The organism is Ralstonia edaphi (assembly GCF_958350185.1).
Taxonomy (GTDB): domain Bacteria; phylum Pseudomonadota; class Gammaproteobacteria; order Burkholderiales; family Burkholderiaceae; genus Ralstonia; species Ralstonia edaphi.
The window spans coordinates 460535-484002 of the sequence record NZ_CATWHI010000001.1; the positions used below are offsets into that span (position 1 = coordinate 460535).

Genomic DNA, 23468 nt, shown 5'->3' on the forward strand with positions numbered 1-23468 from the left:
TTTCGGCTTATGATGCCGCAGGCTGGCTTGTGACAAAGCTCTACAATTGACAGTGCATCAAGCGTACGCATTTCCGTTTTAAAGGCATTTGCAGGACGATCCCCATTTATGAGCCGCGCAAGGTCTGCCGCGCCATCGAGTCTGGATCCCATCTCCGGATTGCCGGACCGCGAACGATTCGTCCAGCTGCTGGCGGCCATGCCGCAACCGGCTCGCCAGGACGCAATCGGCGCGCTGCTGCTCATCGGCTTCGACCATTTTGCCGAGGCGACCAACACGCTCGGGCCGCTGGCCGCGCGAGAGGTCATCGTCGAATGTGCATCGCGGCTTCAGGCGCTGAGCGTGCCACCTGCGGATGGCCCAGCCCCTATCGTCGGGCGCATCGGCCCCGAGACCTTTGCCGTTGCCTGCGCAGACTTCGTCTCGGCACAGGACGTGCACGATCTCGCGCGGCGGATTTCCGCGGCGCTCACGCGGCCTTTCATCACACACGGTTACGAGCTGGTCTGCTCTTGCAGCATCGGCATGACGCTTTTCGAAGGCATGCCCGCCGATGCGGCACGGCTGATTGAACAGGCCGACCGGGCGCTGTATGGCGTACAGCACGGTGCCGAACCCAGCCCAGCGCTGTACGCCCCGGCGGCCATGCCTCCACGCACGGGCCCCAACGTCGCCCATGCCGACGGATACGACGCCGTCGCCGAGCACCCGCGCCTGGCCGCGCAACTCCGCCACGCGCTTGCCCGCCGCCAGTTCAGCCTGAACCTCCAACCCCAGCTGAGCCTGACCGACGGACGGATCGTCGGCTACGAATTCTTGCTGCGCTGGATTTCACCCGAGCTGGGAGGCGTGGCACCAGCCGATTTTCTGCCGATCCTGGAGCAGACCGGCGACATTCGCGAGGTGGGCCACTGGGTGCTCGACAACGCCGCGCAGATGCTGGCCGGGCTGGTGCGCGAAGAAGCGCAGCGTGCAGGGCGCAACAGCCGGCACCAGCCGGGCGTGCATGCCGCCGTCAACTTGTCGGTGGCGCAGCTGCTTGATCCGCAATTGAGCGATGTCGTGCGCGAGATTGCCGCGCGACACGCGGTGCCGACCGCACGGCTGGTCTTCGAGATATCGGAACACACGCTGCACCGCGCCAACGGCTCAGCGCAGAAGGCCGTGGACGCCCTGCACGCCAGTGGCGCACGCGTGGCTGTGGAAGATTTTGGCGCCACCGCGCACAGCCTTGATTGCCTGGCAACGTTCCGGCCGGACCAGGTCAAGCTCGATCAGGCCATCGTCAACGCGGTGACCAACGCGAGCGACCACGCGGCACTGCAACGCTTGGTGACTGCCGCCCACGGTGCGGGCGTGCCCGTCACGGCCACGCGCGTGGAAACGGCGGCGCAGCTCCATGCGCTGCGTGCCTGCCGGTGCGACGTCATCCAGGGCTACCTGCTCTCGCAGCCCTTCCCGGCCCGCTGGATCGACGACACGCAAGACGTGATCGCCGAGCGCGCGCGCGATCTGCTGCCGTGAAAAAAAAACGCCCTCCCGCTGCAAAGCGGAAGGGCTTAGGTGCTTGCGCGTGTGCTGCTTATGCGTGCTCGACGCGGAAGACCGCCACCGCGCTGCGCAGCGCCTCAGCCTGTTCTTCCAGCGATTCCGCCGCAGCGGCTGCTTGCTCGACCAGCGCCGCATTCTGCTGCGTCACCTGATCCATCTGCGTGACGGCCTGGTTGACCTGCTCGATGCCGCTGCTCTGCTCTTCCGACGCGGCGCTGATCTCGCCCATGATGTCGGTCACGCGGCGCACGGCTACCACGACCTCGTCGATCACCGTGCCGGCTTCGGCCACCAGGGTCGAACCGTTCTGCACGCGGCCCACCGAATCGCCGATCAACTCCTTGATCTCCTTGGCGGCCGTGGCGCTGCGCTGCGCGAGGCTGCGCACCTCGCCGGCAACGACGGCAAAACCCCGGCCCTGCTCGCCAGCGCGTGCGGCTTCCACTGCGGCATTCAAGGCCAGGATGTTGGTCTGAAACGCAATGCCCTCGATCACGCCGATGATGTCGGCGATCTTGCGGCTGCTTTCGTTGATGCCGGCCATCGTGTCCACCACGCGCCCCACGACTTCCCCGCCCTTGACGGCGATGTCCGACGCGTTGACGGCGAGCGCGCTCGCCTGGCGTGCGTTGTCGGCGTTCTGCTTCACGATGCTGGTCAGTTCCTCCATGCTCGACGCGGTTTCTTCCAGCGACGAAGCCTGTTGCTCCGTGCGCTGCGAGAGGTCGGCATTGCCGGCTGCAATCTGCTTGGTGGCACTGGCGATCGAATCCGAGCCCGTACGCACCTGCCCGATGATCTGCTGCAGGCTCGTTTGCATGGACGACACCGCATGCATGAGCCGTGCGGTTTCGTCGCGGCGGCCGGCGGCGGTCTGGCCTTCCATGCGCGTGGCGAGGTCGCCCGACGCCATGCGCTCGAACACCTGGATGGCGCGTTCCAGCGGACGCACCACCGTGCGGCCGAGCACGCCGCGCGCCACCACCGACAGCACCAGCGCAGCGGCCAGCAAGCCGCCCGAGATCCAGATGCTCATCGCATAGCGCGATTGGGAATGGTCGAAGCGCTGCTGGCCGTACTTGAAGCGCGCCCCGACCAGCGGCCCGAGCGCCGCGTCGTAGTCGACAAACAGCTTCGGCACCAGGTTGGTGTTCAGCTCGCGATACGTGGTGAGGTCGCTGCGCTCCAGCGCGGCAATGGCCGGCTCCAGCGCGGTCTTGACGAACTTGGTGCGGGCGGCATCGGCGGCTTGCAGCTGGGCGCGGTCCGCATCCGGAATCGGCAGCTTCATGAACTGCGCCCACGCCTCGTTGGCCGAATTGACCATGGTGTGCGCGTCGGCCAGCAGCTTCTTGAGCTCTTCCGGCGACGAGACCGCATCGAAATTGGTCAGGTGGATGCGCGCCCACAGCAGGTTGATGGTGTCTTTGGCCAGCAGGTCAAGGCCTTTGGCATCTTCCAGATACACCGCGCGCAGATCTTCATTGGTGGCCCGGCCGGTGGTGATGCCGGCGAAACCCACCACCGCAATCATCACGGCAAATACCGCGACCAGGAACGTCAGCCGCGTGCGAATGCTCGTATCCATCCACTTCCACATGTGTTTTCCCCTGCATGGTTGGCCCGTGTGGCGCGGAGATCGTTTCCCCGCGCCCCTCTTCAGGCACCCTGTTCACTCCCAAAGGTGCTAACGGCAGGCGGCGGCGGAAATAGAGGGCCAGCACCCGAATGCCGGGGATGCGCCGCAAGTGATATGCAAGAAGGTAAAAAAGATGCGGCAGACGCACCCCACGTGCGCGGGGTGGCACTAAAATGCGGGTTGCGCCACCGGTTGGGGTGGCAATCACGCGAACATCGTGCGGGATACCGCACGGCTCACAAGGGGATCGAGATGAAGAAACTGATCGCACTGCTGGCCCTGGGCTGCGCCGTTCTGGCTGGCTGCAACACGATGGCAGGCATGGGCAAGGACATCCAGACCGGTGGCCAGAAGCTGGAAAACGCTGCTGACAACACCAAGCAGAAGATGTAATGAAGCAACGGCCGGGCGAGCCCTGGCCTACGCTGCAAAACGCCGCACTTCGCGGCGTTTTTCTTTTGGAGCCGCTACAGAAGCTCTTCCGGCGTAAACGGCGCCAGCATCTGGATCCACGTCCGGCGGCCCAGGCCGACTTCGGGCTCGTGATCGACCACGACCTCCTTGCCGTTCTCATGCGTGGTCCAGCGCAGGTGGCCGTCGTCCTTGGTCACCCGGTAGGCGCTGTCGCGCACCGAGTCGTCGAACAGCTTGGCCACCGCCTCCGCCAACACCGGGCTGCGGATGATCAGCCCCGTTTCCGTATTCAGGCCGATCGAGCGCGGGTCGATGTTCATTGAGCCGACAAACAGCGTGCTGCGGTCCACCACGATCGATTTCACGTGCAGGCTGGCCTGCGACGAACGGAACGTGCCGATCATCCTGGGGCGATCGCCCAGCGTCGGGCGCAGTTCGTACAGCTCGACACCGTCGTCGATCAGCGCGCTGCGATATTTCGCATAGCCGACATGCACGATGGGCGCGTCGGTCGCCGCCAGCGAATTGGTCAGCACGCGCAGGCGCACGCCGCGATCCTGCAGGCGCTTGGCCACCTCGATGCCGCGCTTGCCCGGCACGAAGTACGGTGAGATGAGCACCACCTCGCGCTTGGCCTCGTCAATCAGGCGCAGAAGCGTCTGGGCGAGACGCTCACCGCCAGGTTCCACCTCATCCCCCGACACCTTGGCCGGACGATCGACGATGACCTGCGCAGGCGCCCACTCCAGGCGCAGCCGGCCACGGGCAATCTGATCGGCGAGGAACCAGTCACGCGGGGCAGGTTTGAGCGGCAAGGGCTGCTCCGGCGCCGGGCTGGCGAGGTCAGTCCGGTTGCGGCGCTGCTCGAGCTGCGAGATCGTCTTGTCAGGCGAGGCCTTGCCGGAACCGGAGCCTGAACCCATGTCGATCGGCCGGGTCGGCACGTCGATATGCTGGGGCGGCCCTTCCGGCCGGTTCGGCATCGTCACGGGTGTGGGATAGTTGCCGTCTTTCTGCGCGGGCGGATGCGCCGTGCTCGGTTCGGGCGCCAACGCCTGCACCGGATAGGCAAATTCGCTGTTCCAGTACGCATCGAACGCCGACGACAACTGGCGCACCGCCGGCCCCGCGGCCAGCACGTCCAGGTCGACAAAGTTGGTGGTCTCGTTCTGGGTGAAATACTCGGCGCCCAGATTGCGCCCGCCCGTCACGGCCAGCGCGTTGTCGGCAATGAAGGCCTTGTTGTGCATGCGGCGATTGACGCGGCGGAACTCAGCCGCACCGCTCAGGTACCGCGTGACGTTCGACATGCGGCCGCCAGGAAACGGGTTGAACAGCCGTACGTCGATGTTCTTGTGCGACGAAAACTTCAGGAACGCCAGGTCGCGCCCGTCGCTGTGCAGATCGTCGACCAGCATGCGTACGCGCACGCCCCGGTCGGCAGCGGCCCGCACATGGCGCATCAGTTCGCGCACGCTGTTGTCGCTGGCGATGATGAAGTACTGCAGGTCCAACGTACGCTCGGCCCGGTCGGCCAGTGTAAGCAGCGTGGCATAGGCTTCTTCGCCCGAGGGGATCAGCCGGAAGCCGGACACATCGGCCGACGGCGCATTGGTCTGTGCGAGGCGCCCCAGCGAGGTGGCCGATTGGGCATTGGCCAGCGCCGTCGTCACGGGCCGATCGACATGCTCGGGCAGGCTTGCGCAGCCGGTCAGCAGCGCGATGGCCAGCCAGGCAAGCCACGCGCGTAGAAACGCGGTCGGGAGGTTCCTCGGGTGCCCTTGCATGTTCGAATGTCGGTTGGGTACGGCGGGTCGAGAGGACGTTGACTTCACACCAGCATGCGGCGTGCCTGACGTGGACGCCGCAGCCAGACTACGCGAGATATCCGCCAGGGCAATATCCGTGTTTGTCCGACGCCACCTGGACCGTGTCAAAATGGCCAACGGTGTGCCGTTTCCCCCGACGCTCTCAATGCTGACCAACACCACGGCATTTGCCGCCTTCCTCTTTCTTGTGCACTGCGTGGGCGTGCTCGCTGCCATGCATGCCGTGCTGACCGTGCGTACGTCGCAGGGCGCCATCGCGTGGGCCATCTCGCTGGTCACGCTGCCGGAATTCACGCTGATCCCCTATCTGATCTTCGGGCGCAGCACCTTTGCCGGCTATGTGGATGCACGCCGCTTTCACAACGCCCGCCTGCGAGAAATCACCCTCTCCGACGACTGGCGCCGCCTGCGCGACCATGAATCGAGCGTGGTCGCGCCGCAACACACCTGCATGCAGGCGTTGCCTCGCCTGACCGGCACACCGTGCCTGGCGCGCAACCGCGTGCGATTGCTTGTCAACGGCGCAGAAACCTTCGATGCGATCTTTGCGGCCATTGAGCAGGCGCGCCGGGTGCTGATCGTGCAGTTCTTCATCGTGCATGACGACACGCTCGGGCGCCGCCTGGCCGAACTGCTGCTCGACCGCGCGCGTGCCGGGGTGCGCGTGTACTTTCTCTTCGACAGCATCGGCTGCCACGCGCTGCCCCGCCACTATGTGCACCGGCTCGTCGAAGGCGGCGTGCTGGCCAAGCCCTTCTCTACCCACGCCGGGTTCGTCAACCGCTTCCAGCTCAACTTCCGCAACCACCGCAAACTCGTCGTGGTGGACGGCGAGCGCGCTTACGTTGGCGGCCACAACGTCGGCAACGAATACATGGGCGAAAAGCCGCCGCTTGCACCGTGGCGCGATACGCATATCGAGATCGTCGGTGCCGCGGTCATGGACTTGCAGCTGACCTTTGCCGAAGACTGGTATTGGGCTGCCCACGAAGTGCCGCAACTGATCGTGCCCGAACTGCGGCCGGAAGAAGACATGGTCTGCCAGGTGGTCGCCAGCGGCCCGGCCGACAAACAGGAAACCTGCTCGCTGTTCTTCATGGAGGCCATTCAGTCGGCGCGCAAGCGGCTGTGGATCACGTCGCCGTACTTCATTCCGGACGAAGCGGTGTTTGCTGCGCTGCGCCTCGCCGTGCTGCGCGGGGTGGACGTGCGCATCCTGATCCCGTCGCGGCCGGACCATCACATGGTGTTCCTGGCGTCGTCGCTGTATGCGTATCAGGCGATCCGCGCGGGCGTGAAGATCTACCGTTACCTGCCCGGCTTCCTGCACCAGAAGGTCGTGCTGATCGACGATGAGGCCGCCGCCGTGGGCAGCGCCAACCTTGACAACCGCTCGTTCCGCCTGAACTTCGAGCTGATGATCATGACCGCCGACCCGCGCTTCGCCAACGACGTCGCGCAGATGCTGGAAGTCGATTTTGCCGAAGCCGCCCGCGTCGGCCGCGACGAATACGAACACGCCCACCCGCTGCGCCGCGTGATCATGCACGTGGCCAAGCTATTCGCGCCCATCCTGTAGTCAGCGTCACGCCCGGAATTCGCCCGCAAGAAGCGGAGCGCACGCAGACATCGTCATCCCTACCCTGAGCGTACGTTTTCAGGAGTGTGCGATGTCCGATCCCCATGTCCCTGCTGTCGACCGCCTGCCGCCGGGCTTCAACCGGCTGGCTGGTTCCAACCTGGCCGCCCAGTCTGCCGAGCAGATTGCGCTGGCGGCCATGCCGATGGTTGCTGTGCTCACACTGCATGCCGACGCGAGCACGGCGAGCTGGCTGCAAGTGGCGCTCACGCTGCCCTTCGTGCTGTTTGCCATTCCCATCGGCATGCTGGCGGACCGTTGGCCCAAGCGCGCATTGATGGCCGGCGCGGAGGCGGTGCGCGCACTGGCGTTGTTTGTTGTGGCGGGGCTGCTGATCGCCGGGCGGTTGAACCTGACGGCGCTGGGCGTGCTCGGCTTTGTGGCGGTATGCGGCACGGTGGTGTTCAGTGTGGCGGCGCCCGCGCTGGTGCCGTCGCTTGTGCCGGCAGCGATGCTCGCGCGCGCAAACGGCCGCATCGAATTGGCGCGCACCGTTGCATTTGCGTGCGGCCCCGCCGTCGGCGGTGCGTTGATCGGCTGGACGGGCGCACTTGCGGCGTTCGTGCTGGCGGCGGCGTTGTCGGCCATGGCTTCGGCAATGTTGGCCGGCGTGACTGCGCAGGAGCCCGTGGCACGGCGCGCGGCGCATCCGCTGCGCGACGTTGTCGAAGGCGCGCACTTCGTGTTTCACCACCCGCTGCTACGGCCGGTGTTCATCACGCAATGCCTCTTCACCATGGCGTTCTTCATGGTGTCGGCCATCTTCGTTCCATATGCGGCGCATCGGTTGAACCTCTCTGCGCAGGCGATCGGGCTGACGCTCGGCATGTACGGCGCTGGCATGGTGGTCGGCGCCCTGCTGGCCGCGCGGATTCTCGCGCGCTGGCGCTTCGGCCACGTGGTGGCGACTGGCCCCGTGTGCGGCTTGGCGGGCGGTGCGCTGCTTGCGGCCACGCTGTGGCAGCCGTGGCCGGCGCTGGCACAAGCCGGCTTCTTTCTGCTGGGTTGCGGGCCGATTCTTTGGGTGGTGAGCACGACCACACTGCGGCAGACGGTGACGCCGCCCGCACTGCTGGCACGCGTGTCCGCGGTGAACGTGATGTCATATGGCGCTCGGCCGGTTGGCGCCGCGATGGCTGCGTGGCTTGCCGCACACGCCGGTGTGGGGGCATGCCTGCTCGTGGCGGTGGTGGGCTTTGCGCTGCAGTTGCTGTGCATCCTGCAATCGCCTGCGGTGCGGCTGGCGCGTCAGCCGCGTGCGGATGATGCGCCGGCCGGGCTGGAACCCGCCTGAGCCGCTTCGGCACCACGCTCGCCGCGCTGCGCCTCGCGCCACGCACGCGGCGTCATGCCAAAGTGGGCGATGAACCAGCGCGTGAACGACGCCTGCCGCGTATAGCCGAGCAGCGCTGCCACCCGCCCGATCCGGTAGCTGGGGTTGGCCATGTAGCGAACGGCAAGGTTGTGCCGCACCTCTTCCACCAGATCAGAGAACGTCATGCCGGCCAATTCCAGCTGCCGCTGCAAGGTGCGCACGCTCAGGTGGAGATGATCCGCCACCTGCTCCACCGACGCACGCTCCAACGGCAGCAGCAGGTAGATCGCACGACGCACATCCTGCACCACCGCCTCCTGCGCCGACACATTGAGCGGCTCGGCAAGACTCTCGGCATAGCGCACGAGCGCCGGGTCAGCGGCGGGATTGGGCGTTTCCAGATCGGCAGCCGCGCAGACGATGCCGTTGAAATCGCTGCCGAACACGATGGGGCAACCGAACACGCGCCTGTGCAGGCTCACGTCACCGGGGGCGGCATGGGTGAAATGGATGCTGCGCGGCTTCCAATGCACGCCGAGCAGCGCACTGCACGTCCGGGCGAGCACGCCGACAGCCAGTTCGTTGGCCTGTCGCAACGGCACCGGTGTTTCGGTGATGACCTCTTCGCGAATGACCACCATGTCGCCGTCGGATTCCAGGTAGATCGCCAACGCCTCGTTCAGCAGGTGGCGGTACTGGATGATGGCCTGCAGCGCCTCGCGCAGCGTGCGCTTATGGGCCAGCAATAACCCGAGCACACCGAAGTCCAGTTCCTGGCGCGCCTCGGCCATCTGCAGGCCAAGCGTCGGACACGGGGCATTCGCGGCAGTGATCTCCATCAACTGGCACGTCGCCACGACCGGCACAGGCTGTTCGGGATCGGCCAGCTTGGCTGGGTCCAGCCCCACCTGGCGCAGCGCTTCCTGCGGGTTGAAACCGAGCCGCCGCACGACCTGGAAGTAGCCGTTGAGCGACCGGGCACGCACCATCGTTTCCATCGATTTCAGGGCGCTCCGAACCGTCTTGGTGTTTACGCGGAATGGCGCGCAAAGAGAAAAACTTGGCGCCAATTGAGAAATTCAAAGCTACCGCTTCCCTATAGTGAAGTCCAGCCGAGACATCCCCTACAGGAGCCCCCAACATGCAATTCCTCGATGATTCGCTGCACCCGGAAAACCAGGACAAGGTCGTCATTACCGTTGCGCCGTACGGCCCGGAATGGATGCCGGAAGATTTTCCTGAAGACATTCCGGTGACGATGGAAGAACAGGTGCAGAAGGCCGTCGATTGCTACAACGCCGGCGCCACGGTCCTGCACCTGCATGTGCGCGAGCTGGACGGTAAGGGCTCCAAGCGGCTGTCGAAATTCAACGAGCTGATTGCCGGCGTGCGCGCGGCGGTGCCCGACATGATCATCCAGGTGGGCGGCTCGATTTCGTTTGCGCCGGAAGACGAAGGGCAAGCCGCCAAGTGGCTGTCCGACGACACCCGCCACATGCTGGCCGACCTCACGCCGTCGCCCGATCAGGTGACCGTGGCCGTCAACACCACGCAGATGAACATCATGGAGCTGCTGTATCCGGCGTATCTGGAAGGCACGTCGCTGGCCAACCCGGCGCTGGCCGCGGCCTATGCGGAAATGACCGTGCCCGCCGGCCCCGCCTGGCTGGAGGAGCACCTGCGCCGCCTGCAGGCCTCCGGCGTACAGCCGCACTTTCAGCTGACCGGCATCCACGCGCTGGAAACGCTGGAACGCGTCGTCCGCAAGGGCGTCTATAAGGGCCCGCTCAACCTGACGTGGATCGGCATTGGCGGCGGCTTCGACGGCCCCAATCCGTTCAACTTCTTCAACTTCATCCACCGCGCGCCGGATGGCTGCACGCTGACGGCCGAGTCGCTGCTCAAGAACGTGCTGCCCTTCAACATGATGGCCATGGCAATGGGCCTGCACCCGCGCTGCGGCATTGAAGACACGATCATCGACCAGCACGGCAACCGCATGACATCCGTGCAGCAGATCGAGCAGTGCGTGCGCGTGGCGCGTGAGCTGGGCCGCGACATTGCCAGCGGCAAGGAAGCGCGCGCCATCTACCGCATTGGCGTGCAATATGACAGCGTGGAAGAAACGCTGGCGAAGAACGGCATGTCCCCCAACCGTGCGCCGAACGTGAAGAACCTGCCGCTGCGCGCGGCCTAAACTAGAAGCCGCAGTATCACCGGGCCAACACAGGCGGCGCTCAACGCAAGCGTCGCCACTCGGAGACAACCATGAATCTGCATGCCGCCGACCCGCGCGCAGACCACGACGACTACCTCGTCAGCCGCCCCCAGGCGTGGTTTGCGTTTGCGATGACCTTTGCACTGATGCTGTTCGATTACATCGACCGGCAAGTCATCGTGTCGCTGTTTCCGCACCTGAAAACCGCCTGGGCGCTGTCCGACAAGCAGCTTGGCGCACTCGTCTCGGTCATCTCCATCGTGGTAGCGGTGGGTGGCTTGCCGGTGGCGCTGCTGGCCGACCGCTTCAGCCGCGTCAAGAGCATCGTCGTGATGGCCACCGTATGGAGCCTCGCAACGATCTCGTGCATGTTCACGCGCAACTACGCGCAGCTCTTCACCGCGCGCGCCATTGTGGGCGTGGGTGAAACCGGCTACGGCTCGGTGGGCGCAGCGCTCATTGCCAGCCTCTTCCCCAAGCGCCTGCGCGCCACGTTGATGGGCGCCTTCTTTGCCGCGGCATCCGTCGGTTCGGTGCTGGGCGTGTTGCTCGGCGGCGTAATCGCAGCGCGCTGGGGCTGGCAGGCGGCGTTTGGCGTGGTGGGCGTACCGGGCCTGGTGCTGGCGCTGCTTTACGTGTTCGTGCCCGACTACAAAACGGTGGCGATGGCGCCTGGCAGCACGCAAGCGCGGCAGCCTGCGGGCACGCTCCTGCAGCGCGTGGCAGGCGCGTTGACCAGTTCGCGCACGCTGTGGTGGACGTGCCTGGGCGCTGCCTTCCAGTTGATCGTCGTGTCGACCATCTGGTCATGGCTGCCGAGCTACCTGAATCGCTATCACGGCACGCCGCCGGACCGCGCCGCCATGCAAGCCGCGCTGGTGGTGCTGTGCGGCGCGCTGGGCGCCTTCGTATGGGGTGTGGTGGCCGATCTGGTTGCGGCACGCCGCCAGCGCAACCGGCTGATTGCCGTGGCCGTACTGGCCGTGGTGACGCTGCTCGTCTTCATGACGGCGTTCGGCACCACCATGCCGGCCAACCAGCAGTTCCTCATGATCGCCTTTGGCGGCTTCTTGATGACGTGCACGGTGGCGCCGGCATCGAGCGTCGTGTTCGACGTGGTGCACCCCGGCGTACGCTCGACAGGCGCCGCGGTGCTGTCGCTGTTCCAGAACCTGTTCGGCCTGGCGATCGGGCCGTTTGTGGGCGGTGCCATGTCCGACGCATGGGGCCTGCAGACCGCCCTGGCCGTGATGCCGATCTTCGGTGTGGTTGCAGCGGGCTGCTTCCTGCTGGCCGCACGCAGCTACGAAGCCGAACTCAAGCGCGTCGCCCACGTGCCGATCGACGCGGCACCCGCCGCCGCACCCACCGCTGTGGCTTCCGCATGATGGCCTTGCTCCGCTAACCGCGCGCCGCCCTCAAGGCACCCATCCCCTCTCCGCTTTGACCGCGTCTCCTGAGCGAGGCGCGCGGGCGGCGCGCACCCCGAACATCCGAAAAAAGCATCCAGGAGATACACATGGCAACCGCAATCCGCTTTCACGAAACCGGCGGCCCCGAGGTCTTGCGCTGCGAGACGGTCGAAGTCGGCCAACCCGGCCCGGGGCAGGTCCGTCTGCGCCACGAAGCCGTCGGCCTGAACTTTGCCGACACCTACTTCCGCTCGGGGCTCTACTCCGTACCGCGCCCGGCCGGCATGGGCGTTGAGGCGGCAGGCATCGTTGAGGCCGTGGGCGATGGCGTGGCCAATGTCGCCGTGGGCGATCGCGTGACCTACACAGGCTTCATCAACACGTTGGGCGCGTACAGCACCGAACGCCTCATTCCTGCCGCACCGCTCATCAAGCTGCCCGCCGCCATCGCGTGCGAAACCGCCGCCGCCATGACGATGCGCGGCCTGACGTCGGCCTACCTGCTGCGCCGCATCTACCCGTTTGCGAAGGGCAACACGATCTTGCTGCATGCGGCCGCAGGCGGCGTGGGGCTCATCGTCTCGCAGTGGGCCAAGCTGCTCGGGCTGACGGTGATCGGCACGGTATCGAGCGAAGCCAAGGCCGACATCGCCCGCGCGCACGGCTGCGACCACGTCATCAACTACGCGCACGAAGACGTTGCAAAACGCGTGCGCGAACTCACCGATGGCGTGGGCGTGAACGTGGTGTTCGACAGCGTGGGCAAGGCCACCTTCGATGCCTCGCTGGATTCGCTCAAGCGACGCGGCCTGATGGTGTGCGTCGGCACGGCGTCTGGCCCGATCCCGCCGTTCAACCCGCAACTGCTGGCGATGAAGGGATCGCTTTACCTCACGCGTCCGGCCCTGGCCGACTACATCGCCGATCCGGCCGAGAAAGCCGAGCTTGCCGGCGAGCTGTTCGACCATGTAGCCGCCGGCCGTATCAAGATCGAAATCCACCAGCGCTATGCGTTGGAAGACGCCGTGCAGGCACATCGCGATTTGGAATCGCGCAAGACGACGGGGTCGTCCGTCTTCGTCATCTGAGGGGCCGTCATGCGCATTGAACAACTGACCAACGCCCTGGGTGCCGAGCTGACCGGCGTGCAATTGCGCGACGCCATCGAAGACGATGGCCTGTTCGGCGAGATCCGCGCCGCGCTGCTCAAGCACCGCGTGATCTTCCTGCGCGACCAGGACCTGAGCCGCGCGCAGCACGTCGCATTTGCCCGCCGCTTCGGCGATCTGGAAGATCATCCCGTCGCCGGCAGCGACCCCGAACACCCCGGGCTCGTGCGCATCTACAAGACGCCCGATCACCCGAACGACCGCTACGAAAACTGCTGGCACGCCGACACCACCTGGCGCGAGGCACCGCAGTTTGGCGCCGTGCTGCGCTGCGTGGAATGCCCGCCCGTTGGCGGCGACACCATGTGGGCCAACATGGTGCTGGCGTACGAAAACCTGCCCGACGACGTCAAGCGCGACATTGCCGGCCTGCGCGCCCGCCACAGCATCGAAGCCAGTTTTGGCGCAGTCATGCCGATCGAAAAGCGCCTCGCGCTCAAGGCGCAGTACCCGGATCCCGAACACCCCGTTGTGCGCACCCATCCCGAGACCGACGAAAAGGTGCTGTACGTGAACGGTTTCACAACGCACTTCACGAACTACCACACACCCGCGCGCGTGCGCTTCGGACAGGACGCCACCGGTGGCGCGTCGGAGCTGCTGCGCTACCTCATCAGCCAGGCCTACATTCCTGAATACCAAGTGCGCTGGCGCTGGAAGCCGAACAGCGTGGCCATCTGGGACAACACCGCCACGCAGCACTACGCTGTCATGGATTACGCACCGTGCCATCGCAGGATGGAACGTGCCGGCATCATCGGCGGCAAGCCGTTCTAACGATCGTCGGGACACACTGGACCCGTCGGCGACAACACCAAGAGGAGACCCTGCAACATGAAGACGAAGCACCTCGCCCCCGCGGCGCTGCTGGCCTGTGCCGGCGCAGCCTGCGCGCAATCCGGCGTCACGCTGTACGGCGTTATCGACACCAATATCGAATACGCGACCAACCTGCCGGGCGCCACGCCGGGCAGCTCGGGCAATCGCGTTTCCATGCAAAGCGGCGGGCTGTCAGGCTCGCGCTGGGGCCTGCGCGGCGTGGAGGATCTGGGCGGCGGACTGAGCGCGCTGTTCGTTTTGGAGAGCGGCTTTGCAAGTGACACGGGCCAATCGCAGCAAGGCGGCCGGCTGTTCGGGCGTCAGGCCTACGCTGGGCTCAAGAGCAGCACGATCGGGCAGTTCACCTTCGGCCGCCAGTACACGACGCTGTTCCAGCTGCTGGCCAACTTCGAGCCGATGGCGTATTCCACGCAGTACGAACCGGCGGCCGTACAGACGGGCGTGAATTTCCGCTCCGACAACACGGCCATGTACACGGGCAACTTCGGCCCGGTGACGGCGCAGGCCCATTGGTCGTTCGGCACCGGTGCCCCGAGCGCCAACCCAACCGGCGGCGGCAACGGCGAGGTGCCCGGCCAAGCGCGACGCGACAGCGGCTACGGCGCGGGGGTGGCCTATTCGGCCGGACCACTGGGCGCCACGCTGGCGTATGACCAATACAACCCGAGCACCCCGCTCGGCGGCGGCGCGTTCAGCTCCGGCACGGTGCGCAAGGCAGCGCTGGCAGGCAGCTATCTGGTGGGCGATACGCTCAAGGTCATGGGCGGTTACCGCTGGGGCCAGAACAAGAACGCCAACGGCAGCGTGGCACTGCGCGATGACTACTTCTGGGCCGGCGCCAACTATCAGGCGACGAACGCGCTGATGCTCTCGCTCGAATACTCGTATCAGAAGATCAAAACCATCAACAGCGCACCGTCGACACAGGCCAACCCGTGGCAGGTCGCATTCATTGCCGACTACACGCTTTCGAAGCGCACCGATCTGTATCTGACGACGGCGTATGCGCGCAACGCTGGCCTGGCACTGGATCAGGCCGCCGTGGATCTCAACGCCACCGGTTACGGCTTGGCCGCCGGCAAGACCAGCATGCTGGGCGCGGCTATCGGCATCCGTCACAAGTTCTGAGCGGCCCACACCTCGGGAGGCGGGCTCCGCCGTCTCCCCGGTCGGCATTCGAGGAGGGCGACCTCCTCGTTTTTTCTGCATGGCGCTTCATCATGACGTTGTCCAACACCCCTTCCACCCTCCTTTTCGTGCCTGGCCTGCGCGACCACGTGGCCGAACACTGGCAGACATTGCTCGAAGCCAAGCTGCGGGCGGCCGGCCACAAGGCTGTGTCGGTCCCGCCGCTGGAGGTCGACAAGTTGAGCTGCGCGGCACGCGTCGCGGCCTTGGACAAGACCATCAACGCCATTGAGGGGCCGGTGATTCTGGTCGCGCATAGCGCCGGCGTGATGATCACCGTGCATTGGGCCCGGCGGCACACGCGCAAAATCCACGGCGCCCTGCTGGCCACACCGGCCGATCTCGACACGCCCCTGCCTTCGGGCTACCCCACGCGCGAGGTACTGCAGGAGAACGGCTGGCTGCCGTGCCCGCGCAATCCGCTGCCGTTTCCAAGCATCGTCGCGGCCAGCAGGGACGATCCGCTGGCCTCGTTCGAACGCGTGGCCGGTATGGCCGCCGACTGGGGCGGCCGCCTTGTCGATCTCGGAGAGGTGGGGCATCTGAATCCCGCCGCAGGCTTCGGCCCGTGGCCCATGGCGGAAGCGCTGATCCATGAACTCATTTGACTCGCCCGGGCAGGCAAGTCCTGCCGGCGTGAGCGGTCGGCGCGCCACGCTCACTGTCGATGTGTTCTTCGACTTCATTTGCCCGTGGTGCTGGATCGGTACGCGCCATCTGGCGAGCGCACTGCGTACGTTCGCAACGCTGCATCCGGAGGTGAAAACCAAGGTGCGGTGGCGCCCCTACCCCCTGTTGCCGGACACCCCGGCCGAAGGGCTGCCGCACCAGGCGTTTTACCTCAGCCGCCTGGGCAGCCCCACTGCCGTTTCGATGCGGCGTGCCCAGGTGCAACGCGCAGGGCACGCCGCCGGCATTGACTTCGATTTCACACGCATCAACGTCCTGCCCAATACCGACCGCGCGCACGGCGCGGTTCGGAAATACCGCCGCATCGATGCGGGCGGACAGCCGGCCCCGCTTATCGAACGCATCTTCAACGCCTATTTTGTGGAAGGCGCCGACATCGGTGACGAAGACGTGCTGCGACGGCTGGAGATCGAGAACAACATCGCCCCGGCGATAGGGCTCGATGCGGGCCCACCCAGCGTCTGCAAACCGGTTGGCCGCGGCGTGACCGTTTCCGGCGTGCCGCATTTCGTCTTCAACGCCGACGTGACAATCTCCGGTGCGCATCCTGCAACGACGCTCGTGCGCGCCATGCAAAACGCGCTGTCACCGTCGCACTCGCCATGCACATCATGACCCGCAATGTCACCGTGGCGTCCGCCAGCGAACTGCCTGCCGGCCAGCGCAAACTCGTCTTCGTCAACGGCCGAAGCATCGTCCTGCTCAACGTCGAAGGCCGGCTTCATGCCGTCGACAACAGCTGCCCTCACAACGGCGCGTCGCTCGCCGCCGGGGGTCTGGATGGCAATGTCCTGCAGTGCCCTGCGCACGGCCTGCGCTTCAACCTCACCACCGGTTGCATGCCCGGCGTCGGCGGCCTGTGCCTGAAGACCTACGCGATTCAGGAGACCGACGGCCACATCGTCATCCATGTGGAAGACGCTGCCTGAATCGCCACGTCGATTTGAACCTGCATACACAACAAGGCCCTTCAGAACATGCATGAGAACCTCATCACCCCGACACCGTCGGCGTACACCTATCCGCTGCTCGTCAAGCACTTGCTGACCAACGCGCAATGCCTCCATGGCGAGCAGGAAATCACGTATCGCGGGGCGCTGCGCTACAGCTATCGCACGTTTCGCGAGCGCATCGGCCGGCTTGCATCGGCGCTGAGCGCACTGGCGGTTCAACACGGTTCAACCGTGGCCGTCATGGATTGGGACAGCCACCGCTATCTCGAGTGTTACTTTGGCGTGCCGACGATGGGTGCCACGCTGTTCACCGTGAACGTGCGGCTCTCAGCCCAGCAGATTCTCTACACGCTCAACGATGCCTGTGCTGAAGTTGTGCTCGTGCACGCCGATTTCGTGCCGCTGCTCGAAGAGATCTGGGCCGAGCTGACGAGCGTGCGTCACGTTGTCGTGCTGGCCGACAACGCCCCCATGCCGCACACCACGCTGCCGGTGGCAGGTGAATACGAAGCGCTGCTCGCCCATGCCTCGCCTGATTTTTTATTTGCCGACTTCGAGGAACGCACGCGGGCCGCAACGTTCTATACGACCGGCACGACGGGTGACCCGAAAGGCGTGAGCTACAGCCACCGCGACATCGTGCTGCACGCCATGGCGACTGCCACGACCCTGTGCGCGCCGCGCGATGGCCAGCGCCTGCACCGTGAAGATGTCTACATGCCGATCACGCCGATGTTCCACGTGCTGGCCTGGGGCATGCCGTACATCGCCGTCATGCTCGGCCTGAAGATCGTGCTGCCGGGGCGCTATGCGGCCGACCTGCTCCTGAAGCTGCACGACACGGAGCGCGTGACCTTCTCGCATTGCGTGCCGACGCTGCTGCAAATGCTGCTGCAGGCGGCGGAAGGCGGCATGCACGACCTGTCGGGATGGAAGGTCCTGATTGGCGGCTCGGCGTTGTCTCCGGCGCTGTGCGAGGCAGCGCTTGATCGCGGCATTGACGTGTTTGCCGGTTATGGCATGTCCGAAACCGGCCCCGTGGTGGCGCTCGCGCAACTGCCGCCTGGCCGCAAGCCAGCAGACCTCCAGGAGGAGATCCGCATGCGCTGCGCCACGGGGCGGCCCGTGCCGCTGGCCGAGTTGCGCATCGTCGACGAGCATCTGCGCGATGTGCCGCACGACGGCAAGCACCAGGGCGAGATCGTGCTGCGCACGCCCTACCTCACGCAGGGCTATTTCAACAAGCCGGAAGCATCGGAAGAACTGTGGGCCGGCGGCTACCTGCACACGCAGGACATCGCCGTCATGACGCCTGATGGTTTCGTGCAGATCGTCGATCGCATCAAGGACGTGATCAAGACCGGCGGCGAATGGGTGTCGTCGATTGAAGTGGAAAGCCTGATCGCCCAGGTGCCGGGCGTGCAGGAGAGCGCCGTCATCGGCGTGCGGGACGCCAAGTGGGGCGAACGGCCAATGGCGTTTGTCGTGAGCAAGCCGGGGGCGCGCCTGAAGGCCGAGGCCATTCGCGACTCCCTTCTGGCACACGCCGACGCCAAACGCATCAGCAAATACGCCGTGCCGGAACTGGACCGTATCGCCTTCGTGGCGGAGATCCCGAAGACGAGCGTCGGCAAGATCAACAAGAAAGTCTTGCGCGAGAACGCCGCGTAAGTCCCGCACGCGCTCCACCGCCCGCCGCCCCTTTGGCAGCTGGCGGCGGCGTCGTCAGACCATGCGGCGGATGCCGAACCGCTGCGCGCGGCGGCGCCACACGAGCGCGTAATACAGCCCTTGCATCACGAACATGGCGAGGAAGGCGGCCGGGTATGCAGCCCAGATGCCATCGGTGCCGATATGCCGGCTCAGCACCCAGGCCACCGGCACTTCCACCGCCGCAATGGCGAGGATGGAAATTGCCGTTGGGGCCATCACCGTGCCGCTCGAGCGCATCACGCCCGAGAAGACGCTCGCCATGCCAAAGATGACCGAGCTCCACAGCGAGATGTGCAGCAGGCTCTGCGCAAGGCTCATCACTTCCGTGTTCGTGGTGAACCAGCCGATGACGGCGCGCGAGAACAGCAACGCCATCAGCACCAGCACGCCGGTAATGACCACGTTGAGCCACAAGCCGGTGCGCGTGATGGCGTCGAGCCGCTCCGTATTGCCTGAGCCGATGGCCTGCGCCCCGAGGATGGACGCCGTGATCGCAATCGACATGGCGGGAAATTGCACGTAGCTGATGATCTGCGTGCCGGCGCCGTAGGCGGCCGTCGCGTCGGAACCGAAGCCGTTGACGAAGGACAGCAGCGCCAGCTCGGCAATCGAGATGACCACAAGCTGCACGCCCGTCGGCACGCCGATCTTCAGCACGGTTTTGAGCACACCAACATCGACCCACAGATGCCGCGCCAGCACGGCATCGGGCGCGAGCGGATGGTTGCGGCGGCGCAGGAAGAAGGCGAGCCACACCAGCGCGATCGTGAACGAGATGATGGTCGCCGCGGCGCCGCTTGCCACACCCAGTTGCGGCAAGCCGAACCAGCCGCGAATGAAGGTCGGCGTCAGTACCAGCCCGATCGCCGTCGACAGCGCGAGCGTGCGCAGCGGCGTGCGCGTATCACCCACGCCGCGCATCATCGCCGTGGCCAGCAGGTAGACGAACAGGCCCGGCATGGCGTAGAGCATGACGCTGGCGTAAAGCGTGGCGTCCTGCAGGATGTCGGCCGGCGTGCCGAGCCAGCCCAGCAGCGCGTTCGCGAACGGGCCGCCCAGCAGCGCCACCGCCAGCCCTACGATGAAGCCCACCGACAACGTTGTCCCGGCCACGGTCTTGACTGCCTCGGGCTTCTTGGCGCCCCACGCCTGCCCGATCAGCACCGCCGCACCGGACCCGAGCCCGATGATGAAAGCGATGAAGAAAAACAGGATCGGAAAAAACGCCGACACCGCGGCGAGTGCCTTCACGCCCAGCATGTGCCCCACATAAACGTTGTTGAGCGTGCCCGACAACGATTGCAGGATGTTGGCAAGGATCAGCGGGCCGAGGAATGCGATGAATGTTCGCCACAACGGGCGAGCAGCAGGCGCTGTCATGCAGCCTCCTGTTGAGGATTGAAGGCCCGGCTTGCCAGTTCGCGTGCAAAGTCGCGCACGTCGGCGGGCCAGGAATGTGTGAGGGATTCGAACGCCGCGGCATCTGCGGCAAACAGGGCGCGCGCTGCCTCTTCAAAGCCAGCGGCGTTGCCGGCCATGGCGGACATGAAGCGGTACGCCGCCTCTTGCGCCACGCGACGGCGGTCGGCGCCTTCGGCAGCGCGGCGCGCATCTTCCACGAGCTTGCGCAGCGTAACCGATGCCCCGCCCGGCTGCGCGGCCAGCCAGTCCCAGTGGCGCGGCAGCAAGGTGACCTCGCGCGCAATCACGCCCAGCTTGGGGCGGCCTGGGCCACGCGGGCGACTTTCGGACTCGGCAGGTTCCGTGGCAGACGGTACGGTTTGATCCAGGCGCGCGAGCACGTCTTCAACCGTGCCGCGCAAGTCGAATTCGACCGGTTGTGCGGAGGTGTTGTCGAACACCAGCACCTGTGATTCGGGGTGTGCATCGACGTGGATCTTGACGGCCCGGGCGACGTCGCGGACGGGCCCGCCGGCCAGGCGTTGGGTGCCGGCAAAGGCCGTGCACGCGTGGATTGTTGCGGCATCCATGAGAAGCGCTCCTGCTGAAGTTTCAACAGGAACGCATTCTACCCGGATTAAATATCGGTAGCAATATCGCCCGGGTACAATTTAGATTAGTCGCGAGATAGCGGAATGGCTAGCAGGCGCTCGCCCAAACCTATTCGTGCATGGGCAGCCCTCCACCGCCCAACGCACAGGTCCGATTCGAGCATTGCGTCAAGTTTCGTCAATTCCGCTCCGGTGGCGCGACAGAGCAATGAGCATGTCCCCTCTTGACCTCTACTGGGAGACTGCTCGTGAGTCAAAACATCGCTCGCATCAACCGCCCCGCGAACGCGCGTAACGCAATCCCTCGACCCGGTCATCACCGCACAGTCAAAGCCACGAGTGCAGCGATCCCAGAGTTGCTGAGCGAGCCGCAGTTGGAATTCGTGCGCGTCTCGGGCCGCGAATCCCTGAGCGAACTGTTCACCTACACGGTCGACCTGCGCCCCGTCTCTGTCGGTGCAGCGCAAACCATGCTCGAAACCGACCCGGATGACGCCATTGGCCTGGAGATGACGTTGACGATTGAGTTGGACGGCATCGGCACCGGCTTGACGGGTGGTGTTGGCGCAGGCGAGCGCCAGATCACCGGCCTCATTACCGGCGTCGAGGTGATCGGTGGTATCTCCGACAACCGTCTCTACCGCTACACCCTGCGCCCGTGGCTGTGGCTCGCCACCCAGACCAGCGACTACAAATCCTTCCAGAACAAGAGCGTCGTCAATATCCTCGACGAAGTCCTGGCCGACTACACCTTCAGCATCGACAAGCGCCTGGACGAGGCCGCCTTCCCCAAGCTCGAATGGGAAGTCCAGCACGGCGAAACGGATTTCGCCTTCCTCCAACGGCTCACCGAAGAATGGGGCATCACCTACTTCTTCGAACACGATGGCGGCCACCACCGCCTCGTTCTCGTGTCCGAATCCGGCGCCTGGCACAAATTCCCCAGTGCTGCGTATCACACGCTGCCGATTTACCCACAGGGCTTCAAGGTCGACGAAGAACACCTCACGCGCTTCGAGCCCCTCAACCGCCTGCGTACCGGCAAGGTCACCCTCAAAGACTACGACCCGCGCCAGCCCAAGGCCGATCTCACCACGGGCGACAGCCTGCCGCGTGACACGCACCACTCCGAGTTCGAACGCTACGAATACGAACCCGGCGCCTATACGACCCGAGAAGTGGGCAGCCTGCGTGCCCGCATCCGCATGGAAGAGCGTCGCGCCAAAGGCCGCCGGATGCGTGGTGCTGGCGCCCTGCGCGGTATCGCTGCCGGCTGCACTTATCAGATCACCAACCACGACAAGGATGATCTCAATCGGGAATTTCTCGTCGTCAGCACCGAGCTTGAACTCGAAGACGTCGCCGTCCAATCGGGCGGCACCCAGCGCTACGCCTGTCGCGTCCGCTTTGAAGCTCACCCGACGGACGAAGTCTTCCGCCCGCCGCTGACCACTGCAAAACCGCGCGTCAAGGGCATCCAGCGCGCCGTCGTCACCGGCCCCGAAAACCAAGAGCTTTGGACCAACGACTTTGGCTGCGTCAAAGTCCAGTTCGAGTGGGACCGCTACGGCCAGTACAACGAAAACTCCTCCCCCTGGATCCGTGTCGCCAACGGCTGGTCAGGTGACCAATTCGGCGCCATGCACGTGCCCCGCATCGGGCAGGAAGTGCTCGTGGATTACCTCAACGGCGACCCGAACACGCCGATCATCATTGGGCGGGTGCCGAATCAGTTGAACCTGCCGCCGTGGCAACTGCCCGGTCAGCATGCTCTCAGTGGTATCGCCAGCAAGGAACTGTTCGGCAAGCGGCGCAACCACCTGTTGATGGACGACACGCAGGGCCAGATTCAGGCTCAGCTGTCGTCAGACCACCAGACCAGCCAGCTCAACCTGGGCTATCTGACCGGTGTACCTGGTAACCCTGGGCGCAAGGACCAGAGAGGTGAAGGCTTCGATCTGCGCACCGATGGGCACGGTGCCATCCGTGGGGCCAAGGGCTTGTTCCTCACCACCGAAGGACAAGTCGCTGCCGTGGGCGGCCACCTCGACCGGCAAGACTTCATTCGCTGCATGGAGGCTGCGCTCGAAGCCGCCAAGTCGTTGGGCGACTACAGCAGCCAGCACGAAGCCCTGAAAGCCGACGCTGGCCCGCAATCGACCCTCGCACAGGCCATTGAGGAATGGGATGCCGGGGCCAACAACCATCAGGACAAGCCAGGCCAAGGTGGCCAGCCCCTGCTGGGCGCCTACGCGCCGGCCGGCATCGCCTTGGCCACGCCCAAGAGCCTGACCAGCTATGCCGGCCAGCACATCGACACCGTTTCCAAACTGAACCAACAGCAAACGGCAGGGCAGCAATACCTCGTCAATGCCGGCACCGGTATCAGCCTGTTTGCCCACAGCGGCGCGTGGAAGGGCATTGCCCACCAGGGGCAACTCGTCCTGCAAGCCCAGCAGAAAAGCATCACGGCCAACGCCAAGCAGGATGTGGTTGTCACGGCGACGGACGGCTCCATTCTCCTCAATAGCAAGACGGGGATCACGATCATGAGCGGCAACGCTGGAATCCGCATCGCCGATGGGAAGGTCGAGGCCTTTGGGCCCACGCTCATCCACCTGCATACGGGGAACTTCGATGTGCCGGGGCCGGAGGGTGTCAATGGGGCGCTGCCGCAGTTTGATTCGGGCGACACCAAGCGCAGCTTTGCGCTGGTGCGCGAGATCGATGGCGAACCCATTTCCAGCGCCGCATACACCTTGACCACTGCCGATGGCGGCGTGGTTGGCGAGGGCGTTGCCGCGAATGACGTGACTCCGGAATCAACCTCGCAGCAGATCGAACACCTGCAAGCCGCCTTCAAGCTTCCCAAACTGTTCTGAGCAC

The 23468-nt window shown here is 65.3% G+C and carries 19 protein-coding genes; 14 read left to right on the forward strand and 5 right to left on the reverse strand.

Going from position 1 to position 23468, the window contains the following annotated elements; genetic code table 11:
• Positions 1 to 108 precede the first annotated feature (108 nt).
• On the forward strand, positions 109 to 1524 hold the full coding sequence (locus R2669_RS02040; RefSeq protein WP_316898261.1) for an EAL domain-containing protein: 1416 nt from the start codon (positions 109 to 111) through the stop codon (positions 1522 to 1524).
• Between the two features lie 58 nt (positions 1525 to 1582).
• On the opposite strand, the gene R2669_RS02045 is transcribed toward R2669_RS02040, so the two are convergent.
• The gene (locus tag R2669_RS02045; RefSeq protein WP_147214737.1) at positions 1583 to 3151 is read right to left on the reverse strand and encodes a methyl-accepting chemotaxis protein; all 1569 of its coding nucleotides are present in this window, start codon (positions 3149 to 3151) and stop codon (positions 1583 to 1585) included.
• A 291-nt stretch (positions 3152 to 3442) separates the two neighbouring features.
• Here R2669_RS02045 and R2669_RS02050 point away from each other — a divergent pair, with 291 nt between their 5' ends.
• Positions 3443 to 3583, forward strand: a complete 141-nt coding sequence (locus R2669_RS02050; RefSeq protein WP_009240575.1) for an entericidin A/B family lipoprotein — start codon at positions 3443 to 3445, stop codon at positions 3581 to 3583.
• 74 nt (positions 3584 to 3657) lie between these two features.
• Here R2669_RS02050 and R2669_RS02055 read toward each other — a convergent pair whose 3' ends face one another.
• Positions 3658 to 5391, reverse strand: coding sequence for a phospholipase D family protein (locus R2669_RS02055; RefSeq protein ID WP_316891296.1), 1734 nt, complete (start codon positions 5389 to 5391; stop codon positions 3658 to 3660).
• Between the two features lie 187 nt (positions 5392 to 5578).
• Here R2669_RS02055 and cls point away from each other — a divergent pair, with 187 nt between their 5' ends.
• Entirely contained in the window at positions 5579 to 7012 is a 1434-nt protein-coding gene (gene cls / locus R2669_RS02060) for a cardiolipin synthase (protein WP_147214739.1), read from the forward strand.
• Between the two features lie 91 nt (positions 7013 to 7103).
• Entirely contained in the window at positions 7104 to 8366 is a 1263-nt protein-coding gene (locus R2669_RS02065) for an MFS transporter (protein WP_316898263.1), read from the forward strand.
• On the opposite strand, the gene R2669_RS02070 is transcribed toward R2669_RS02065, so the two are convergent.
• Positions 8321 to 9385, reverse strand: a complete 1065-nt coding sequence (locus R2669_RS02070) for an AraC family transcriptional regulator (RefSeq protein ID WP_316898265.1) — start codon at positions 9383 to 9385, stop codon at positions 8321 to 8323. The two genes, R2669_RS02065 and R2669_RS02070, sit on opposite strands and share 46 nt — an antisense overlap.
• A gap of 143 nt (positions 9386 to 9528) precedes the next feature.
• Here R2669_RS02070 and R2669_RS02075 point away from each other — a divergent pair, with 143 nt between their 5' ends.
• From R2669_RS02075 to R2669_RS02115, 9 genes are all read left to right on the forward strand, one after another.
• The gene (locus R2669_RS02075; RefSeq protein ID WP_316898266.1) at positions 9529 to 10584 is read left to right on the forward strand and encodes a beta-keto acid cleavage family enzyme; all 1056 of its coding nucleotides are present in this window, start codon (positions 9529 to 9531) and stop codon (positions 10582 to 10584) included.
• A gap of 71 nt (positions 10585 to 10655) precedes the next feature.
• On the forward strand, positions 10656 to 11993 hold the full coding sequence (locus tag R2669_RS02080) for an MFS transporter (RefSeq protein ID WP_316898268.1): 1338 nt from the start codon (positions 10656 to 10658) through the stop codon (positions 11991 to 11993).
• Between the two features lie 131 nt (positions 11994 to 12124).
• Positions 12125 to 13105 carry a quinone oxidoreductase family protein gene (locus R2669_RS02085; RefSeq protein ID WP_316898269.1) on the forward strand — a complete coding sequence of 327 codons (981 nt, stop codon included), beginning with the start codon at positions 12125 to 12127 and terminating at the stop codon, positions 13103 to 13105.
• A gap of 9 nt (positions 13106 to 13114) precedes the next feature.
• Positions 13115 to 13963 carry a TauD/TfdA dioxygenase family protein gene (locus R2669_RS02090; protein ID WP_316898270.1) on the forward strand — a complete coding sequence of 283 codons (849 nt, stop codon included), beginning with the start codon at positions 13115 to 13117 and terminating at the stop codon, positions 13961 to 13963.
• Between the two features lie 57 nt (positions 13964 to 14020).
• On the forward strand, positions 14021 to 15154 hold the full coding sequence (locus R2669_RS02095) for a porin (RefSeq protein ID WP_316891303.1): 1134 nt from the start codon (positions 14021 to 14023) through the stop codon (positions 15152 to 15154).
• Positions 15155 to 15246: 92 nt separating this feature from the next.
• The gene (locus tag R2669_RS02100) at positions 15247 to 15822 is read left to right on the forward strand and encodes an RBBP9/YdeN family alpha/beta hydrolase (protein WP_316898272.1); all 576 of its coding nucleotides are present in this window, start codon (positions 15247 to 15249) and stop codon (positions 15820 to 15822) included.
• Complete coding sequence (locus R2669_RS02105; RefSeq protein WP_316898274.1) at positions 15809 to 16519, forward strand: DsbA family oxidoreductase; 711 nt, start codon at positions 15809 to 15811, stop codon at positions 16517 to 16519. Before R2669_RS02100 ends, R2669_RS02105 begins: the two co-directional genes overlap by 14 nt.
• Entirely contained in the window at positions 16507 to 16833 is a 327-nt protein-coding gene (locus tag R2669_RS02110; protein ID WP_316898275.1) for a Rieske (2Fe-2S) protein, read from the forward strand. Before R2669_RS02105 ends, R2669_RS02110 begins: the two co-directional genes overlap by 13 nt.
• Positions 16834 to 16881: 48 nt before the next feature.
• Positions 16882 to 18528, forward strand: coding sequence for a fatty acid--CoA ligase (locus R2669_RS02115; protein ID WP_316898276.1), 1647 nt, complete (start codon positions 16882 to 16884; stop codon positions 18526 to 18528).
• A gap of 54 nt (positions 18529 to 18582) precedes the next feature.
• Here the strand turns inward: R2669_RS02115 and R2669_RS02120 are convergent, their stop codons facing one another.
• Positions 18583 to 19950, reverse strand: coding sequence for an MATE family efflux transporter (locus R2669_RS02120; protein ID WP_147214750.1), 1368 nt, complete (start codon positions 19948 to 19950; stop codon positions 18583 to 18585).
• Positions 19947 to 20561: a DUF2239 family protein gene (locus tag R2669_RS02125; protein ID WP_316891309.1), complete on the reverse strand. Its 615-nt coding sequence runs from the start codon at positions 20559 to 20561 to the stop codon at positions 19947 to 19949. Before R2669_RS02125 ends, R2669_RS02120 begins: the two co-directional genes overlap by 4 nt.
• A 320-nt stretch (positions 20562 to 20881) precedes the next feature.
• Between R2669_RS02125 and R2669_RS02130 the strand changes: the two genes are divergently transcribed.
• A complete protein-coding gene (locus R2669_RS02130) occupies positions 20882 to 23464 on the forward strand; it encodes a type VI secretion system Vgr family protein (RefSeq protein ID WP_316899041.1) in 2583 nt (860 codons plus the stop codon).
• Positions 23465 to 23468 lie beyond the last annotated feature (4 nt).

Bases quoted from the DNA above. Each gene is read 5' to 3' on its own strand.
- R2669_RS02055 (WP_316891296.1), bottom strand. From the start codon at position 5,391: ATGCAAGGGCACCCGAGGAACCTCCCGACCGCGTTTCTACGCGCGTGG.
- R2669_RS02080 (WP_316898268.1), top strand. From the start codon at position 10,656: ATGAATCTGCATGCCGCCGACCCGCGCGCAGACCACGACGACTACCTC.
- R2669_RS02040 (WP_316898261.1), top strand. From the start codon at position 109: ATGAGCCGCGCAAGGTCTGCCGCGCCATCGAGTCTGGATCCCATCTCC.
- cls (WP_147214739.1), top strand. From the start codon at position 5,579: ATGCTGACCAACACCACGGCATTTGCCGCCTTCCTCTTTCTTGTGCAC.
- R2669_RS02090 (WP_316898270.1), top strand. From the start codon at position 13,115: ATGCGCATTGAACAACTGACCAACGCCCTGGGTGCCGAGCTGACCGGC.
- R2669_RS02085 (WP_316898269.1), top strand. From the start codon at position 12,125: ATGGCAACCGCAATCCGCTTTCACGAAACCGGCGGCCCCGAGGTCTTG.
- R2669_RS02075 (WP_316898266.1), top strand. From the start codon at position 9,529: ATGCAATTCCTCGATGATTCGCTGCACCCGGAAAACCAGGACAAGGTC.
- R2669_RS02120 (WP_147214750.1), bottom strand. From the start codon at position 19,950: ATGACAGCGCCTGCTGCTCGCCCGTTGTGGCGAACATTCATCGCATTC.
- R2669_RS02045 (WP_147214737.1), bottom strand. From the start codon at position 3,151: ATGTGGAAGTGGATGGATACGAGCATTCGCACGCGGCTGACGTTCCTG.
- R2669_RS02100 (WP_316898272.1), top strand. From the start codon at position 15,247: ATGACGTTGTCCAACACCCCTTCCACCCTCCTTTTCGTGCCTGGCCTG.
- R2669_RS02115 (WP_316898276.1), top strand. From the start codon at position 16,882: ATGCATGAGAACCTCATCACCCCGACACCGTCGGCGTACACCTATCCG.
- R2669_RS02065 (WP_316898263.1), top strand. From the start codon at position 7,104: ATGTCCGATCCCCATGTCCCTGCTGTCGACCGCCTGCCGCCGGGCTTC.
- R2669_RS02050 (WP_009240575.1), top strand. From the start codon at position 3,443: ATGAAGAAACTGATCGCACTGCTGGCCCTGGGCTGCGCCGTTCTGGCT.
- R2669_RS02125 (WP_316891309.1), bottom strand. From the start codon at position 20,561: ATGGATGCCGCAACAATCCACGCGTGCACGGCCTTTGCCGGCACCCAA.
- R2669_RS02105 (WP_316898274.1), top strand. From the start codon at position 15,809: ATGAACTCATTTGACTCGCCCGGGCAGGCAAGTCCTGCCGGCGTGAGC.
- R2669_RS02110 (WP_316898275.1), top strand. From the start codon at position 16,507: ATGCACATCATGACCCGCAATGTCACCGTGGCGTCCGCCAGCGAACTG.
- R2669_RS02070 (WP_316898265.1), bottom strand. From the start codon at position 9,385: ATGGAAACGATGGTGCGTGCCCGGTCGCTCAACGGCTACTTCCAGGTC.
- R2669_RS02095 (WP_316891303.1), top strand. From the start codon at position 14,021: ATGAAGACGAAGCACCTCGCCCCCGCGGCGCTGCTGGCCTGTGCCGGC.